Origin of the sequence: Pseudoxanthomonas sp. YR558 (assembly GCF_900116385.1) — a bacterium.
Classification (GTDB): domain Bacteria; phylum Pseudomonadota; class Gammaproteobacteria; order Xanthomonadales; family Xanthomonadaceae; genus Pseudoxanthomonas_A.
The window spans coordinates 581,348-595,959 of record NZ_FPCI01000001.1; the positions used below are offsets into that span (position 1 = coordinate 581,348).

The following is a 14,612-nucleotide window of genomic DNA, read 5'->3' on the forward strand; positions in this document are numbered from 1 at the left end:
TGCGGCGACCTTCTTCGTCGCCATCTCAGGCCTTGGCCTTCTTGGCCTTGTTGAACGTCACCGCGCGCAGGAACAGCGCCTTGAAGGCCGTCGAATCCAGCACATCGCGTTCGCGGACGTCGATGGCACGGCGCGTCCCGCCGTCGAGACTGGCGTTGAAGAGATCGTCCGGGTCATCGAGCTTGGCGCCGTGGGCGAAGGTCAGCTTCACGTAGGCCTTGTAGACCTCGCCAGTGCACACCAGCCCGTCATGCGACCACGTCGGTACGCCGTGCGGATTGGTTGGCTTGACCCATTTCACGTCTTCCACGACATTCGGATCGGCGTCGTGGATCAGGGCGCGCACGCGCGCCAGCACGTCGCCGCGCCAATCGCGCAGTTCGTCGATGCGCGCATCGATGCGGCGCGACGCTTCGCTGGTGTCCTTCGGGGCGGTGGTCATCGGGTGCTCCTTGCATGCAAGGGCGACCATCTCGGTCGCCGTGGGTCGGGAGGATGAGGTCCACCGCGTTCAGGCCATGCGAACGCGGTCGGGCTCAGGGCGCGGCGGCCTTCGTGGCGGGGACGGGCGACGCGCCCAGGTGGGCCTGGAGGAAACCGGCGATACCGGTCCACATCGTCTCGACGTTGTCGATCTTCTCCACGCCGTGGCCCTCCTTCTCGAACACCAATCCCACTGGCGGCCGGCCGTCGATCTGCAGCATCCGCTGCAGTCGACGCGCGTGCTCCAGGTCCACACGGACATCCTCGGTGCCGTGCACGATCATCACCGGCACCTTGAGGTCGCGGTACTGGTAGATCGGCGACGACGCCTGCATGGCCGCCAGGTCGGTATGCGGATTGCCGATCAGCTTCTCCATGGTCTCGCGCACGCGCTTCACGCGCCCGCCATCGCTGGCGGTGAAGAACAGGATGCGGTCACTGACGCCGGCGATGGTGACCGCGCAACGGAAGCGCTGCGGCCAGCGGATCGCCATGATCATCGACGAGTAGCCACCGTAGCTGGTCCCCACCGCGCACATGCGCGACGCGTCCAGCGGATAGTTCGCCGTCGCGTAGCCGATGGCAGCATCGATATCGTCTTCGATCGCGGTGCCGTAGTTGCGATGGCCCTTCTCGCGGAAGGCCTTGCCGTAGCCTTCCGAGCCACGGAAGTTCACCCTCAGTACCGCATAGCCCAGCGAGGCGAGGAATTGCACTTCAGGATCGAAATGCAGCTTGTCGCTGATGCCGATCGGCCCTCCATGCGGCGCCACCACGAGCGGATGAGGACCGGGTGTGCGCGGTAACGTGATGAAGGCTTCCAGCGGCGTACCGTCCACACCCTTGAAGGTGAAGGCCTTGCTGGGTGCCAGCGTCGAGGACGGAAGATCGGGCATGGTCTCGTCGAGTAGCGTTGCGCGGCGCGCGGCGCCGTCCAAGTGGTAGAGCTGCGCGGGCTGGTCGCCCGCTTCGACCCACACCAGCATCTGCTTGCCGTCGCGACTGCGATCACCCACGACCACGGTCTTGCCGGGGAAAGCCTCGGTCAACAGACGTCCCTGCGCGCTCGCCGATGCGTCGAAATACTCGCTAACGAACAAGCCACCCTGGTAATAGCCCACGCCGATCACGTTGTGGGCGTCGTCGAACAGGGCGGTGACCACGTCCACGCCAGGCTTGCTGAATACCGTACGGGTGATGGTCTTCGATACCGGATCGAATGCCACCAACTCCTTCTGCGCGCGATCTTTCTCAGTGATGCCGTAGATCAGGCTGCCATCGCTCGACACACCCTCGGGACTGAAAGGTTCCTCGTCCTCGATCTCCATCACCTCGCGGAACACGCCGTCAGCACCATGCATCAGCACCAGGCGCTGGGGCGGCTCGTCGTCGCCCTCCTCGTCCCCATCCGGCGTGCGCGGCCGCGTGTCGTCGCGCATCGCCAGCGCAACACGCAGGCGACCGCGGCCGTCGGTGAACCAGCGCAGGTCGTCCTTGACGCCGATGTTGAGGCGGTCGCGCAGGTGAAAGCGGAAGCGGGCCGCCGCATCCGCACTGCTGATGTCCATGCGGTGCACCAACAGTTCGCCGTAACTGCCGATACTGCCGAACAGAATCTGGTTCTCGTCCCCCGGCAGTGTGTCGATGAGAAAGCCCTTGCGCGGCAGCTTGTAGCGCTCGATCGCCCGCTTTCCACCCACGGGCTCCTGGATCCGGGCAGCATGGATCTCCTCGGCACCCTCCTCGCTGATAGGCATCAGTACCACGCGATCGTTCGCCCAGCGGATGCCACCAAACGCCGAACTGCTGCTCGCCAACGTACTGACCGTGCCGGCCATCAGATCCACCAGTTCCACATCCCAACGCTTCTCGGTGCTGTGCACATGCACGGCCACCAGCGTGCCGGCGGGGTTGATCCGTGCGCTGAGCACGCGATCCTCTTTCCACAGCGTACGCACCGGCAAGGGGAGCGTTGCGGGTTTCGGGGGAGCGGCCAGGGGCGCGTCGACCACCGGCGCGTTCCCCGCGCTCCGCACCACGTCGCGATAGAACGCTGGGAACGGATCCGGGTAGTGCCCCGTATAGGTCAGTTCGTACCCGGCATAGACCTGAGGATGCTCTTTCTTCAACCAGTCGATCACGCCCAGGCTGCGATTGGCGATATGGAACCTGCTGTCGCGGATGGTCCTGGCACGGAACTGGAGGTCGCCGGCATAGTTGATCCGGCCAGGCTCGATGACGAACTCGAATTCCGGCTCGTTCCGCAGGTCGTAGGTGAAGTAACGCACTGGCCGCAGCTGCGACCATTCGTATCGACCGGCGGGCAGCGCATACAGGCGCAGGCTGCGACCTTCTGGCAGATCCTTCATGTCGCCGCCGCCGAACACGGCGTTGTCCTTCCGCACCTTGACCCGCACCAGCGGCATGTTGCTGTCGATGCCCACCACTAGCAGGCCCTCGTCCGCTTTAAGCGTCGGCACCGTACCTGGCTTGATCAGCCGCGCATGCGCCGGCGCTCCCCCACACACTGCCATGAGCACCAGCAACGCCGCCGTGCCGCGCATTAAAAGACGCATCACCTTGCATTCCCCCTTCCTGATGAACCGGCGCGCGGCCCCACCCGCGCGCCTCTCGTTTCCCTGTGCCGCGGGACGATGCCGCGCGGACCTTCGGAGCTTACCGGGTTCTCATCCCTGGAACACCGGCTCCAGCATCCGGAACGTGCCTGCGTCCGCATCCATCTCCACTCGGCCGCCGACCGGCACGATGAACTGCTGGCGGATGTGGCCGATCATCGCGCCGCGATAGGTCGGCACCTTCAGCGGTTTGAAGTAGTCATCGAAGATTTCCGGCAGCGTCAGCGAGCCGTAACCGTTGCCGGGGTCGCAGTCGGTGCATTCGCCGAAGATCACGCCGGCCACCTGGTCCAGCGCGCCCATCAGGCGCAGCGTGCTGAGCATGCGGTCGATGCGGTACGGGGCCTCGGAAACATCTTCGAGGAACAGGATCTTGCCGCGGAAATCCGGCAGGTACGGCGAACCGGCCAGCGCCACCAGCACCGACAGGTTGCCGCCCACCAGCTCGCCCTGCGCCTTGCCACCGGTGAGGGTGACGGTGCGGTTGCGCCGCTGGACGAGTTCATCGCCCTTGTCGGCGCTGTTGCGGTATTCCATCTGCTCGCGCTGGAAGAACACCCGGCGGAACTGGTCCGCGTTGAAGGCATTCCAACTGCCGATGCCGATGGGCCCATGGAAACTCACCAGCCCCGCCTGCGACAACAGCGCGTTATGTAGCGCAGTGATGTCGGAGTAGCCCAGCAGGATCTTCGGATTGCGGCGGATCGACGCGTAGTCGAGCAGCGGCAACAGGCGCGCCGCGCCGGACCCGCCGCGCGCGCAGACGATCGCCTTGACCTCACGGTCGGCGAACATCGCGTTGAGGTCGCCGGCCCGCTCGGCATCGGTGCCCGCCAGATGACCGCGTCGCGATGCGAGGTGCGGAGCCACTTTGACCTTCAGGCCCAGCGCTTCCATCGCCTCCTGTGCCAGTCGCAGGTCCAGCGGCTCGTCGGTGGCCGCGGACGGGCTGACCAGGCCGACCGTATCGCCGGGATTCAAGGCCAACGGCAGCAATCGCTTGCGCGGCGCCGCGGCGAATGCGTTCGATCCGGCCGCCAGCGGCAGCATCAGGGTCGTGGCGGCCAACGCCGCTGTTCCGAGGAAATTCCGCCTGCGCATGTCACCGCCTGTCGTAGGGAACCGGCCCCAGCTTAACAAGCCCGGCGCACCTTCCTGAACGATCGCGCGGATCGCGTGTCGATTCCGCCGTGGCCCGTTCGTCGCTTGGGAAAGGCGGACGTACCGCCAGCGAGGAACACGACATGCGCAAGCTCATCGTCGCCGTCATGGTCAGTCTCGATGGCGTCATCCAGGGCCCCGGTGGCCCCGACGAAGACCGCAGCAACGGCTTCGCCCTCGGCGGCTGGGTCTGGCCCTACGCCAGCGACGGCGAGGCGATGGACGGCCTGTTCTCGCAGCCTTTCGCGCTGGTGCTGGGTCGCCGCACCTACGACATCTTCGCCGGCTACTGGCCGAAGGTGCCCAGCGATGCGCCGCACGGCGCCATCGCCGATGCATTCAATGCCGCCACCAAGCATGTCGCCACGCATCACCCGGACACGCTGGCATGGGCGCGCAGCGACGCGCTCGGCAAGGACGTGGTCGGTGCGCTGCGCGCGCTCAAGCAGCAGGACGGCCCCGACCTGGTGACCCAGGGCAGCAGCGAGCTGCTGCATCAACTGCTCGCGAGCGACGTCGTCGACGAACTGCGACTATTGGTCTATCCGGTGCTGCTCGGCCGCGGCAAGCGCCTGTTCGACGACGGTGCGCAGCCGACGGCATTCCGGTTATCGGGTTCGCGCACCACGTCCACCGGCGTGATCGTCAGCCGCTACGAACGCGACGGCGACGTCCGCACCGGTTCGTTCGGCAACGACTGACCCGCCTCTCCTTCGCCAGTTTCACCCTGCCTTCCCGCGCGAACCGGATGCTGGGTCCTTCGCGCCTCCCTGCCCGACAACGGAGCTTCCCATGATTCCCAAGAACACCATCTGCCTCTGGTACGACACCGATGCCCTGGACGCCGCCACGTTCTACGCGAAAACCTTTCCCGACAGCGCCGTGGGTGCCGTGCATCGCGCGCCAGCGGACTTCCCCTCCGGCAAGGAAGGCGACGTGCTGACCGTGGAGTTCACCGTGCTCGGCATCCCCTGCGTGGGCCTCAATGGCGGCAAGGCGTTCAAGCAGACCGAGGCGTTCTCGTTCCAGATCGCCACCGATGACCAGGAAGAGACCGACCGCCTGTGGAATGCGATCGTCGGCAACGGCGGTGCGGAAAGCGCCTGCGGCTGGTGCAAGGACAAATGGGGCCTGAACTGGCAGATCACGCCCCGCGTGCTGACCGAAGCGTTCACCAGCCCGGATAAGGACGTCGCCAAGCGCGCGTTCGAGGCGATGATGGAGATGCGCAAGATCGACATCGCGAAGATCGAGGCTGCCATCCGGGGATGAACCGGCCCTGCGTCGGGCGTCGGTCCTCAATGTTGCGCCATCGGTGCCGCTATCAGCTGTTAGCATTAAGCGACACCGGTGGGGGACCGATGCCTCGAATTCCGCATGTTTCCTGACGCAAGGCGCGCCTACGCTCTGCTGGCCTTCGCGCTGTGCGCGCTCCTCCTGCTTCCCGCCCATGCGCTGGAGCCGCGCCGAGCGATCGGCCAGTTCACCCACGCCTGGTACGAGAACGAGCTGCCCCAAGGCACCGTACTGTCCATCGCCCAGCAGGCCGACGGGGCGATCTGGTTGGCGACCTATGGCGGCCTGGCGCGCCATAGCGGCGATGGCTTCGAAACGATCGACCCGCGCGTTGCGCCTGCGCTGAAGAGCTCGGCCATCACGGCGGTCGGCGCCGACCGCAAAGGCGGCATGTGGGTCGGCACGCTCAACGGCGGGCTCTATCACCGCCAGGGCCGCGCCCTCGCCCAGGTTCCCCTGCCGGAAGGCATCGAAAGCGTGTTCGGCATCGTCACCGACACCGCCGGCGGTGTGTGGCTGACCACCAACGCGGGCGTGGTGCGGATGGCGAACGGACAGCCCCGGCTGCTCGGCGACGCCGATGGCTTCCCGCCGCGTGGCTTCTACCGGGCCATCGTCGCCGACCGCAACGGCGGCATCTGGATCGCCGCCGACGGCGTGGGCGTGGTCCATTGGCTGGACGGGAAGGCGCAGCTCTACGACGAGGATGACGGCCTGCCCAGCAACGCGGTGTACAGCCTCGCCATCGATGCTGCCGGCACGGCGTGGGTCGGTACGCAGGCCGGTCCCGCATTCTTCCGCGATGGCCGCTTCCAGCGCGACCCGCGCGCGGCCGCGCTCGACGGCCGGCGCATCTACAGCCTGTACGGCGATCGCGACGGCAGCGTCTGGTTTGCGCCGCTGGACATGGGGCTGTGTCGGCTGGTGGCCGGCCACTTCAGCTGCGACAACACGCTGGCCGGCCTGCAGGGCGAAACCGTGCGGTCGATGTTCGAGGACCGCGAAGGCAACCTGTGGATCGGCACCACCTCCAGCGGCCTGCACCGGCTCAGCCCGTCCAAGCTGGTCACGGTGACCGGGCAGATGGTGTCCAACGCCGTGCGTGCGGTGCACCAGGCGCCCGATGGGGCGCTTTGGGTAGGCACCGACGGCGCCGGATTGTCGCGATACGACGGCGCGGTGCTGCAACCGGCTGCGGACTACAACCGGCAGCTGCCCAGCCAACTGATACGCGCCATCCGCTCCGACGATCAAGGCCAACTGTGGGTCGCCGGCACCGAGGGCGTCACCCGTTTCGATGCCGCTGGACGCGCCCGCACCTTCAGCCTGGCGGAAGGCCTGCCGGGCACGATCGTGTTCGCCTTCGCGCCGGCCCGCGACGGTGGCATGTGGACCGGTACGCTGCAGGGCGTCGCGCGGATCGACGGCGCGCAGGTCGAGGTGGTGGAAGGCACGCGCGGCGACGATACCCGTGCGCTGTACGAAGACCCCGATGGCCGCCTGTGGATCGGCCTGCGCAGCGGCCTGCGCTGCCTGTATCGCGGCGTGGTGGATACCTGCGGCACCGACGGCCTCGCCGGCACCAGCGTATTTGCCTTCCACCGTGCCGCCGACGGCGCCCTGTGGCTGGGCACCAGCGTGGGCATCGTGCGGGTCCGCGACGGCAAGGTCACCCGCTATCTCCAGCGCGCCGGCTTCCATGGCGATGCGGTGTTCGCGTTGCTGGACGACGGTCGCGGCAACCTGTGGTTCAGTTCGAACCGCGGCATCGGCCGACTGTCCAAAGCCGGCTTCGCCGCGCTCGATCGCGGCGACGTGCAGCAGCTCGAACCACACTGGTACGGCACCAGCGACGGCATGCTCAATGCGCAGGGCAATGGCGCCTCGCAGACGCCGGCCGACCGCAGCGACGATGGGCGGCTCTGGTTCGGCACGGCCAAGGGCGTGGTGATCGTCGACCCCGACCGCATGCAGGGCAATCCGCAGCCACCGCCAGTCGCCATCGAGCGCTTGCTGGTGGATGGCGTGGACGTGGATCCGTCGCGCGCCGCCCGGCTGGGGCCGGGCGTGGAGCGCATGGAGCTGCACTTCGCGGCGATGAGCTACGTGGCACCGTCGGCGGTGAGGTACCGCTACAAGCTGGAGGGCTTCGACCGCGCCTGGAGCGAGCCTGGCACCGGTCGCGCCGCGTACTACACCAACCTGCCACCCGGCGACTACGCGTTCCGGGTGATGGCCAGCAACAACGATGACGTGTGGAACGAGCAAGGGGCGCAGCTGCGCTTCACCCTGCTGCCGCAATGGCACCAGACCTGGTGGCTGCGCACACTGGCGACGCTGCTGGTGCTGGGTCTGCTGGCCGCGCTGGTACGGTTGCGACTGCGCGCCGCACGCGCACGCGAACGCGCCCTGACCCACGAAGTGGCCCAGCGCACCGATGCGCTGCGCGAGGCCAATGCGCGGCTGCAACTGCTGGCGGCCAGCGATGCGCTTACCGGCATCGCCAACCGGCGCGAATTCACCCGCTGCCTGCAACTGGCCTGGGACGATCACGCGCTTCGCGATGCGCCGCTGGCGGTACTGCTCGTCGACGTGGATGAGTTCAAGGCCTACAACGACAGCTATGGCCACCTCGGTGGCGATACCGCGCTGGCCACCATCGCCACCCATCTGGCGGCGAGCCTGCGCGGCGATGGCGACCTGGCGGCGCGCTACGGCGGCGAAGAGTTCGCCGTGTTGCTGCCGGACTGCGACGCCGACGCAGCCCTCGGCCTTGCGCGACAGCTGGTGTTGGACGTGCAGCAGCTCGCCCTACCGCACCGCGCGTCGAGCGTGGCGGACACCGTCACCGTCAGCATCGGTGCGGCCAGCCTTCGCCCGGCTCAGGGCAGCACGCCCGATGCGTTGCTGCATGCCGCCGATGCGGCGCTCTACCGCGCCAAGGGAGAAGGGCGCAATCGCGCGTTGCCGGCTGAGTGACGTCCCACGGAAATACGGTAATGCCGCGGCGGATCAGAGTCCGAGGTGTGCCATCAAGGCGTGACGCACCCGCTCGGCATAACCCTGCGAGCCGTAACGCCCGGCATCGAACACGCCGCCGGCACCGGCCGCCTCCGCCAGCCCGGAGAACGTCGGTCGCGGCACGATGACGACCTGCCAGGGCGCGTCGTCGTGGTCGGCGTCCTCGCTCCTGCGCACCTCGATGGCCGCCACGTTCGTCGTGGTCAGGCGCGTGGTCGTCTGCCGGCCCCAGGCACGGCGCTGGACGAGCACGGTGTACGGCGGATACGTCCAGTGGTCGCCCCAACCGGACAATCCGGCGCGGATGAACTGCAGCCCCACGTAAGCCGCACCGCCCACGATGATCGCGAAGAACGGCGTGGCGACGTTCAACGGCCACAGGCCGCGGCCCAGTTCCCACAGCGGCATGACGATGGCGAACGCGCCGGCGGCGACACAACCCACGCGGATCGGCCACGGGAACTCGCGGCGCACCAGCGGCAGGTCGGCTTCGAAAACGTCGGCATCGTGGGCAGGCATGCCGCATGGTAGCCGCATCGGGCGTCTCCGCCACCGCGCGCGCCGTAACGATTTTGCAACGTTTCCCTGCATCTCACGTCCATGACCTCTGCGCCATGGACGCTGCGTATCGCTCTGTATACTCGGTACGGCATGGCGGGTGCCCCTTCCCGCCTTCGAATCACGGAGCGATGTCATGGGTCTTGTACAGGCGGTGGTGGGTGCGGTCGGCGGCGTGTTGGGCGACCAGTGGAAGGACTTCTACACGGTCCCGGATGGCCTGCCGGCGACGGCGGCGCTGTTCGCGGCGGTGCCGCGCGGCACCAATGCCGGGCGCGGCTCCAACACCAGCGGCTCGAACAACATCATCACCAACGGCTCGAAGATCGTCGTGCCCGAGGGCTACGGCCTGCTGCTGATGCAGGACGGCGCGATCACCGCGTTCGTCGCCGAGCCGGGCGGCTACGAGTGGCGTTCGGACGACATCAACTCGAAGTCGATCTTCGCCGGCGACGGCATCGTCTCGACCTTCATCACCCAGAGCTGGGAGCGCTTCAAGTTCGGCGGCCAGCCGGGCTCGCAGCAGGCGGCTTTCTTCGTCTCGCTGAAGGAACTGCCGGAGAACCGCTTCGGCACCCAGTCGGAGATCTACTGGGACGACGGCTTCCTCAACACCCAGGTCGGCGCGGTCACCCGCGGCTCGTACACGCTGAAGATCGTCGACCCGATCCTGTTCGTGAAGAATTTCGTGCCGGCCGCCTACCTGCAGCCGGGCAAGGTGTTCGACTTCACCGACCTGGACAACGCGGCCGCCGGCCAGCTGTTCAACGAAGTCGTCGGTTCGCTGGCGCCCGCTTTCAGCCTGTATACGAACGATCCGTCCAAGGGCAACCGCATCACCAAGATCCAGCAGGATTCGCTGGGCTTTGCGCAGAGCCTGTCGGCGGCGGTGGAACAGGGCTACCAGTGGAAGTCCGACCGCGGCCTGGCCATCGTCAAGACCGCCATCGTCTCCATCGAGTACGACGCCAACACCCGTGAACTGCTGAAGACCGTGCAGCGCGCCGATGCGCTGGCCGGTTCGCGCGGCAACTCCAACCTGCAGGCCAGCGTCGCGCAGGGCATCCAGTCCGCCGGCGAGACCGGCGGGGCCGCCGGCCTGGTCGGCGTGGGCATGGCCTCGGGCATGGTGGGTGGCCTCGGTGCCCTGCAGCAGCCGGCCACGCCGGCCGCACCTGCCGCCGAAGACCCGGTCGCCAAGCTGCAGAAGGCCAAGCAGATGCTCGACCTCGGCCTGATCACCCAGGCCGATTACGACGCGCTGAAGGCGAAGGCACTGGGCCTGTAATCCGCACACCACCCATGTCCAACCCGAACCGTCCGGCGCCCCCGCCGTTGCCACCGGCCCCACCCGTGGGGCCCGGCTCACCGCAGGACGTGCCGCCGCTGCCCGGCACGTTCCCGGTCGATCCCGCCACCCTGCCCGACGCCATCCGCGACGAGCTGCAGGCGCCCGACCCGGTGGCCATCGATACCGCATCCGCCGAACTGCGCGACGGGCAGAACCGCTGCCCGAAGTGCGGCGCCACCGACATCCGCCACAAGCCCGGCACCGACCTGCTGGTCTGCCTGTACTGCCGCAACGAGTGGGATGGCGCGCGCGTCGAGGAGGCCTTCGGCTTCGGCACCGGCCATGCCGATCTGCGCGGCACCGTCATCGCCTCGGGCGCGAAGGACATCGACGCCGATGTCGCGGCGCTGATGACCTTCAAGTGCACCGGCTGCGGCGCCGAGGTCACGGTCAACACCGAGAACGCGATGACGGCGCGCTGCCACTGGTGCCGCCACGTGTTCGGCGTGAACGAGCAGATCGCCAACGGTGCGGTACCCGACGCGGTGCTGCCCTTCCATATCAAGAAGGACGATGCGGTCGCGCGGATCCGCCAGTTCGTCGACAAGCGCCGGCTGTTCGCACTGAAGGAATTCAAGGAGCAGTTCACGCCCGAGAACGTCGTCGGCGTGTACCTGCCCTACATGATCGTGGACGGCAACGCGAGCGCCGAGGTGTCGGGCAAGGGCGAAATCCTGATCCGGCGCTACACCCGCGGCACCGAGAAGAACAAGAAGACCTACTACGACGCCGACCTTTACCAGGTCGAACGCCAGGTGGATTTCACCGTCGACGACCTGCCACTGGAATCCTCGCGCGAGCGCGGCAACCTCGACACCACCGTCAACACCCAGAACATCATCAACACCATCCTGCCGTTCGATACCAAGAACGCGGTGAAGTGGAACGCCTCGTACCTGTCCGGCTTCACCTCCGAGAAGCGCGACACCGACGTGGAGCAGTTGCGGCCGCGACTGGAAGACCAGTTGCTGTCGATCGCGCGGTCGCAGGTCGAGGATTCGGTGAACCGCTACGACCGCGGCGTGCGCTGGGAACGCGAGCGCCTGGACGTGCACGGCACGCGCTGGGTGTCGATGTACCTGCCGGTGTGGCTGTACTCGTACCACCAGCCGGGCCGCAACGGCGGCATGCTGCATTACATCGCGGTCAACGGCCGCACCGGCGAAACGATGGGCAGCGTGCCCGTGCAGCACTGGAAGCTGCTGCTGGCGGCGCTGACGGTGGGCACCTTCCTCGAGGGCATCGCCCTCGCGATCATCTGGGCGGGCGCATGAGCGACGACAACGGTCTATGGCTGCTGGCACTGGGCCCCGCAGGGGCCAGCGCACTGTATTGGGCGCTGTACCGGTATTACCGCAACACCGACAAGTCGCACGCCTTCGAGCGTGAGACCGACGTCGTCGCCAAGCCGGTCACCGGCGCGGACCGCAAGATCGACGAGATCCGCGGCACCCAGCGCAGCGGCATCGACGGCGACAACGTCAGCGCCTACCGCCAGCGCGTGGAGCGCGTACGCGGCGACAGCAGCTAGCGGCCCGCCATAACGCGCGGTGGCGTATTCGTAGGCTGGGTTGGCTCCATCAACCCAGCCTCGCGCGGTCCATCAGGCGTCGGAGTCGATCGACGAAGCGCGCCGGGTTTGCAACCCAGTCTACGGAAGCGGCAATGCCGCCTACGAACGCACGTCCACCTGCGGCATCTCTCCTGGATCGGACGTCGTGCGATGGGCGCTGCGATACGCCGTCGGCGTGCACGCCATCGCCGTCTTGAACGCGCGATTGAACGGGCCCAGCGAGGCAAAGCCCGCGTCGCCGCTGATGTCGAGGATGGTCGCCTCGTCGTCCGCATCCGCCAGGCGCGCGCACGCATAGGCGATGCGGTGGCGGTTGATCATCTGGTTGAAGTTCTTCTCGCCCAATCCCTGCGTGAGCAGGCGGCTGAGTCTGTGTTCGGCGGTGCCCAGGCGATGGGCGAGATCGGCCACCTTCAGCTCCGGCTCGCGGTACACCTGCAGCGTGTCGAGTTGGCGCCGCAGGGCGCGCGCCAGGCGCGCGTCCTCGTCGCTGAGCGGGCCGGGCGCCGCGCGCGTCTCCGGTGCCGCGTCCACCGTGGCCATCGGCAGGCGGCGGCGTTGCCACAGCGCGGCATGGGTGAACAGGATCATCGCCATTGCGCATACCGGAATCACCCCGCCGCGCACCGAGGCGAGCCACGGCCAGGTGCCGGCCAGCGCGCCCATCAGCGTGGTGGTCAGCACGCAGCCCGCGAACAGCAGCAGGAAGGCGACGCGCAGCCGCCGCTCGGGGTGCGGCAGCGATGCGAAACCGCCGCGCAACGCTTCCAGGAAGGTCAGCACCAGCAAGGTGGAACTGGCCAGCGTCAGCAGGCTGTCCAGGCCGGAGGCCCACGGCGACACCGCACCGTGCGCGCCCAGCGTCGCACCGCGGTAGCCGGCGATCAGCAGGGCCACGCCGGCCGCGACCAGCACATGCACCCGGCCCACGCCGCCCTCGCCACGGAACAGCGCCCGCGACACCAGCCAGAAGCCATTGCAGGTCGCGCTGCCGCCGATGGCGACCGCCCACCGCATCCAGGTCGGCGCGCCGTCCATCCACGGCGACATCAGCGAGAGCGCCATCGAGCCGCTGACCACGGCGAAAATCACGTCGATATCGCGCTTCGGTCGCTGCCACAGCAGCGCCAGCAACGACACCACCGCCACCGCGACGGCCACTCCGGTTGCGCCTGCCTGCCAGCCTTGCATGGTCTCGTCCTCGCGGGTCCCGGCACAGGGTGCGGCACCCGCCCTGCCCGGCCAAGCGCCATCGGTCATGGCCGCGCGGCCGCGCGCCGAATCGCCACGCGCGATCCGGCTGGCCGAATTCCGATTCGGCGAGACGCCCCCGGCGGGCGCTACGCATCGTGCGCGCTGTCCCCACCGGAGCTTTCGTCATGCTCGTCCCGCGTTCCCTGCCTGCCCCGCCCCGCGTCCTCTCTACCGGCGCCACCGCCTGGTTCATCGCCGCCACGTTCGGGCAATGGGCCTTCGTCGCGTTCATCGTGTTGTTCTTCGGCGGGCCGGTGCTCGGCGGCGATCTGTCGCCCCTCAATGCCAAGCCGCACGTCACCGGCTATGTGCCCGGTGACGTCGTGGGCAACCTGCAGTTCGTCGGCCATGCGCTGCTGGCCGGGCTGGTGACCTTTGCCGGCGCCTGGCAGTTGGTGCCGGCGCTACGTCGGCGCTGGCCCGCGCTGCACCGCTGGAACGGCCGCGTCTTCCTGTCGGTCGCCCTGGTGGTCACGCTCACTGGCTTCTATCTGGTCTGGGTGCGCGGCTCGCAGCTGGGGCCGGCCAGCAACCTGTCCATTTCGTTGAACGGGTTGCTGATCGTGATCTTCGCGCTGCTGGCCTGGCGCAGTGCGCGCGCGAAGGACCTCGCCAGCCATCGCCGCCACGCACTGCGCGCCTATCTGCTGGTGAACGGGGTGTGGTTCCTGCGCATCGGCATCATGCTGGCCGGGCTGGTGCTCACGCCGCTGGGCATCACGATCGACTACACCGGCGCGCCCTTCATCCTGGTCAGTTTCGGCAGCTGGCTGCTGCCGCTGGCGGTGCTGGCGCTGTACTTCGGCGCCGAGCGTTCGCGCCACGCCGGCGTGAAGGTCGCGATGGGCGCCCTGCTGTGGCTGCTCGCGCTGCTCACCGCAGCAGGCAGCGCAGCGGCGATCGCCTTCATGTGGTGGCCGGTGCTGTAGGCCACCGGAAAATGGCGTTCGCAGGCTGGGTTGCCAGACCCAGCCTGCTTGGCCGAGGTGTCGCGCTTCACCGCTTGCAGGTGTTGACCCCCAGCAGGCGGTACAGCGGGCAGAAATTGAACAGCCCCGTCGCCAGCGGAATCACGCCGATCCATGCCCACACCGGTCCGCCGGTGAGTGCCCAGCCGATCAGCAGCGCGCCGACGATGACGCGGGCCCATTTGTCGAAACCACCTACGTTCGCTTTCATGGCAATGCCCTCCGGAAGGTATCGCCAGCATGGGCGGCCCCTTGCGACGGCGCATTGATCGGAATCAACGGTGCGCCGCTGTTACGACCAAGTGAACATC

General features: G+C 67.8%; 13 protein-coding genes. 7 read left to right on the forward strand and 6 right to left on the reverse strand.

The features are described from left to right. Positions 1-25: 25 nt before the first annotated feature. The 3 genes from BM365_RS02660 to BM365_RS02670 all read right to left on the reverse strand — a co-directional run bounded on the left by BM365_RS02660 (position 26) and on the right by BM365_RS02670 (position 4,187). Positions 26-442, reverse strand: a complete 417-nt coding sequence (locus BM365_RS02660) for a DUF1801 domain-containing protein (protein WP_093489413.1) — start codon at positions 440-442, stop codon at positions 26-28. Between the two features lie 94 nt (positions 443-536). Further along, positions 537-3,059: an alpha/beta hydrolase family protein gene (locus BM365_RS02665; RefSeq protein ID WP_093486351.1), complete on the reverse strand. Its 2,523-nt coding sequence runs from the start codon at positions 3,057-3,059 to the stop codon at positions 537-539. A 111-nt stretch (positions 3,060-3,170) separates the two neighbouring features. Further along, a complete protein-coding gene (locus BM365_RS02670) occupies positions 3,171-4,187 on the reverse strand; it encodes a S66 peptidase family protein (protein ID WP_254772651.1) in 1,017 nt (338 codons plus the stop codon). A gap of 176 nt (positions 4,188-4,363) precedes the next feature. Here BM365_RS02670 and BM365_RS02675 point away from each other — a divergent pair, with 176 nt between their 5' ends. The 3 genes from BM365_RS02675 (at position 4,364) to BM365_RS02685 (ending at position 8,555) form a co-directional block, all read left to right on the forward strand. Beyond that, positions 4,364-4,981, forward strand: a complete 618-nt coding sequence (locus BM365_RS02675; protein WP_093489415.1) for a dihydrofolate reductase family protein — start codon at positions 4,364-4,366, stop codon at positions 4,979-4,981. Positions 4,982-5,072: 91 nt separating this feature from the next. Next, positions 5,073-5,552 (forward strand): VOC family protein, encoded by a 480-nt coding sequence (locus BM365_RS02680; protein ID WP_093486355.1) that lies wholly within the window; start codon positions 5,073-5,075, stop codon positions 5,550-5,552. A gap of 105 nt (positions 5,553-5,657) precedes the next feature. Further along, on the forward strand, positions 5,658-8,555 hold the full coding sequence (locus BM365_RS02685) for a ligand-binding sensor domain-containing diguanylate cyclase (protein WP_093486357.1): 2,898 nt from the start codon (positions 5,658-5,660) through the stop codon (positions 8,553-8,555). Between the two features lie 33 nt (positions 8,556-8,588). Here BM365_RS02685 and BM365_RS02690 read toward each other — a convergent pair whose 3' ends face one another. Then, complete coding sequence (locus BM365_RS02690) at positions 8,589-9,116, reverse strand: hypothetical protein (protein WP_093486359.1); 528 nt, start codon at positions 9,114-9,116, stop codon at positions 8,589-8,591. A 175-nt stretch (positions 9,117-9,291) separates the two neighbouring features. Here BM365_RS02690 and BM365_RS02695 point away from each other — a divergent pair, with 175 nt between their 5' ends. From BM365_RS02695 to BM365_RS02705, 3 genes are read left to right on the forward strand one after another with little or no spacing between them, the layout of a single operon-like run. Then, positions 9,292-10,443, forward strand: coding sequence for an SPFH domain-containing protein (locus tag BM365_RS02695; protein ID WP_093486361.1), 1,152 nt, complete (start codon positions 9,292-9,294; stop codon positions 10,441-10,443). Between the two features lie 14 nt (positions 10,444-10,457). Further along, positions 10,458-11,780: a hypothetical protein gene (locus tag BM365_RS02700; protein ID WP_093486363.1), complete on the forward strand. Its 1,323-nt coding sequence runs from the start codon at positions 10,458-10,460 to the stop codon at positions 11,778-11,780. After that, a complete protein-coding gene (locus BM365_RS02705) occupies positions 11,777-12,037 on the forward strand; it encodes a hypothetical protein (protein WP_093486365.1) in 261 nt (86 codons plus the stop codon). Before BM365_RS02700 ends, BM365_RS02705 begins: the two co-directional genes overlap by 4 nt. Positions 12,038-12,178: 141 nt before the next feature. On the opposite strand, the gene BM365_RS02710 is transcribed toward BM365_RS02705, so the two are convergent. After that, positions 12,179-13,270, reverse strand: coding sequence for a helix-turn-helix domain-containing protein (locus BM365_RS02710; protein WP_158253457.1), 1,092 nt, complete (start codon positions 13,268-13,270; stop codon positions 12,179-12,181). A 188-nt stretch (positions 13,271-13,458) separates the two neighbouring features. Here BM365_RS02710 and BM365_RS02715 point away from each other — a divergent pair, with 188 nt between their 5' ends. Then, entirely contained in the window at positions 13,459-14,262 is an 804-nt protein-coding gene (locus BM365_RS02715; protein WP_093486369.1) for a DUF2306 domain-containing protein, read from the forward strand. Between the two features lie 67 nt (positions 14,263-14,329). Here BM365_RS02715 and BM365_RS02720 read toward each other — a convergent pair whose 3' ends face one another. After that, entirely contained in the window at positions 14,330-14,512 is a 183-nt protein-coding gene (locus BM365_RS02720) for a YgaP family membrane protein (RefSeq protein WP_093486371.1), read from the reverse strand. Positions 14,513-14,612 lie beyond the last annotated feature (100 nt).

Coding starts and splice junctions, on each gene's coding strand:
- BM365_RS02660 (WP_093489413.1), bottom strand. CDS start 442: ATGACCACCGCCCCGAAGGACACCAGCGAAGCGTCGCGCCGCATCGAT.
- BM365_RS02665 (WP_093486351.1), bottom strand. CDS start 3,059: ATGCGTCTTTTAATGCGCGGCACGGCGGCGTTGCTGGTGCTCATGGCA.
- BM365_RS02675 (WP_093489415.1), top strand. CDS start 4,364: ATGCGCAAGCTCATCGTCGCCGTCATGGTCAGTCTCGATGGCGTCATC.
- BM365_RS02680 (WP_093486355.1), top strand. CDS start 5,073: ATGATTCCCAAGAACACCATCTGCCTCTGGTACGACACCGATGCCCTG.
- BM365_RS02685 (WP_093486357.1), top strand. CDS start 5,658: ATGTTTCCTGACGCAAGGCGCGCCTACGCTCTGCTGGCCTTCGCGCTG.
- BM365_RS02690 (WP_093486359.1), bottom strand. CDS start 9,116: ATGCCTGCCCACGATGCCGACGTTTTCGAAGCCGACCTGCCGCTGGTG.
- BM365_RS02695 (WP_093486361.1), top strand. CDS start 9,292: ATGGGTCTTGTACAGGCGGTGGTGGGTGCGGTCGGCGGCGTGTTGGGC.
- BM365_RS02700 (WP_093486363.1), top strand. CDS start 10,458: ATGTCCAACCCGAACCGTCCGGCGCCCCCGCCGTTGCCACCGGCCCCA.
- BM365_RS02705 (WP_093486365.1), top strand. CDS start 11,777: ATGAGCGACGACAACGGTCTATGGCTGCTGGCACTGGGCCCCGCAGGG.
- BM365_RS02710 (WP_158253457.1), bottom strand. CDS start 13,270: ATGCAAGGCTGGCAGGCAGGCGCAACCGGAGTGGCCGTCGCGGTGGCG.
- BM365_RS02715 (WP_093486369.1), top strand. CDS start 13,459: ATGCTCGTCCCGCGTTCCCTGCCTGCCCCGCCCCGCGTCCTCTCTACC.
- BM365_RS02720 (WP_093486371.1), bottom strand. CDS start 14,512: ATGAAAGCGAACGTAGGTGGTTTCGACAAATGGGCCCGCGTCATCGTC.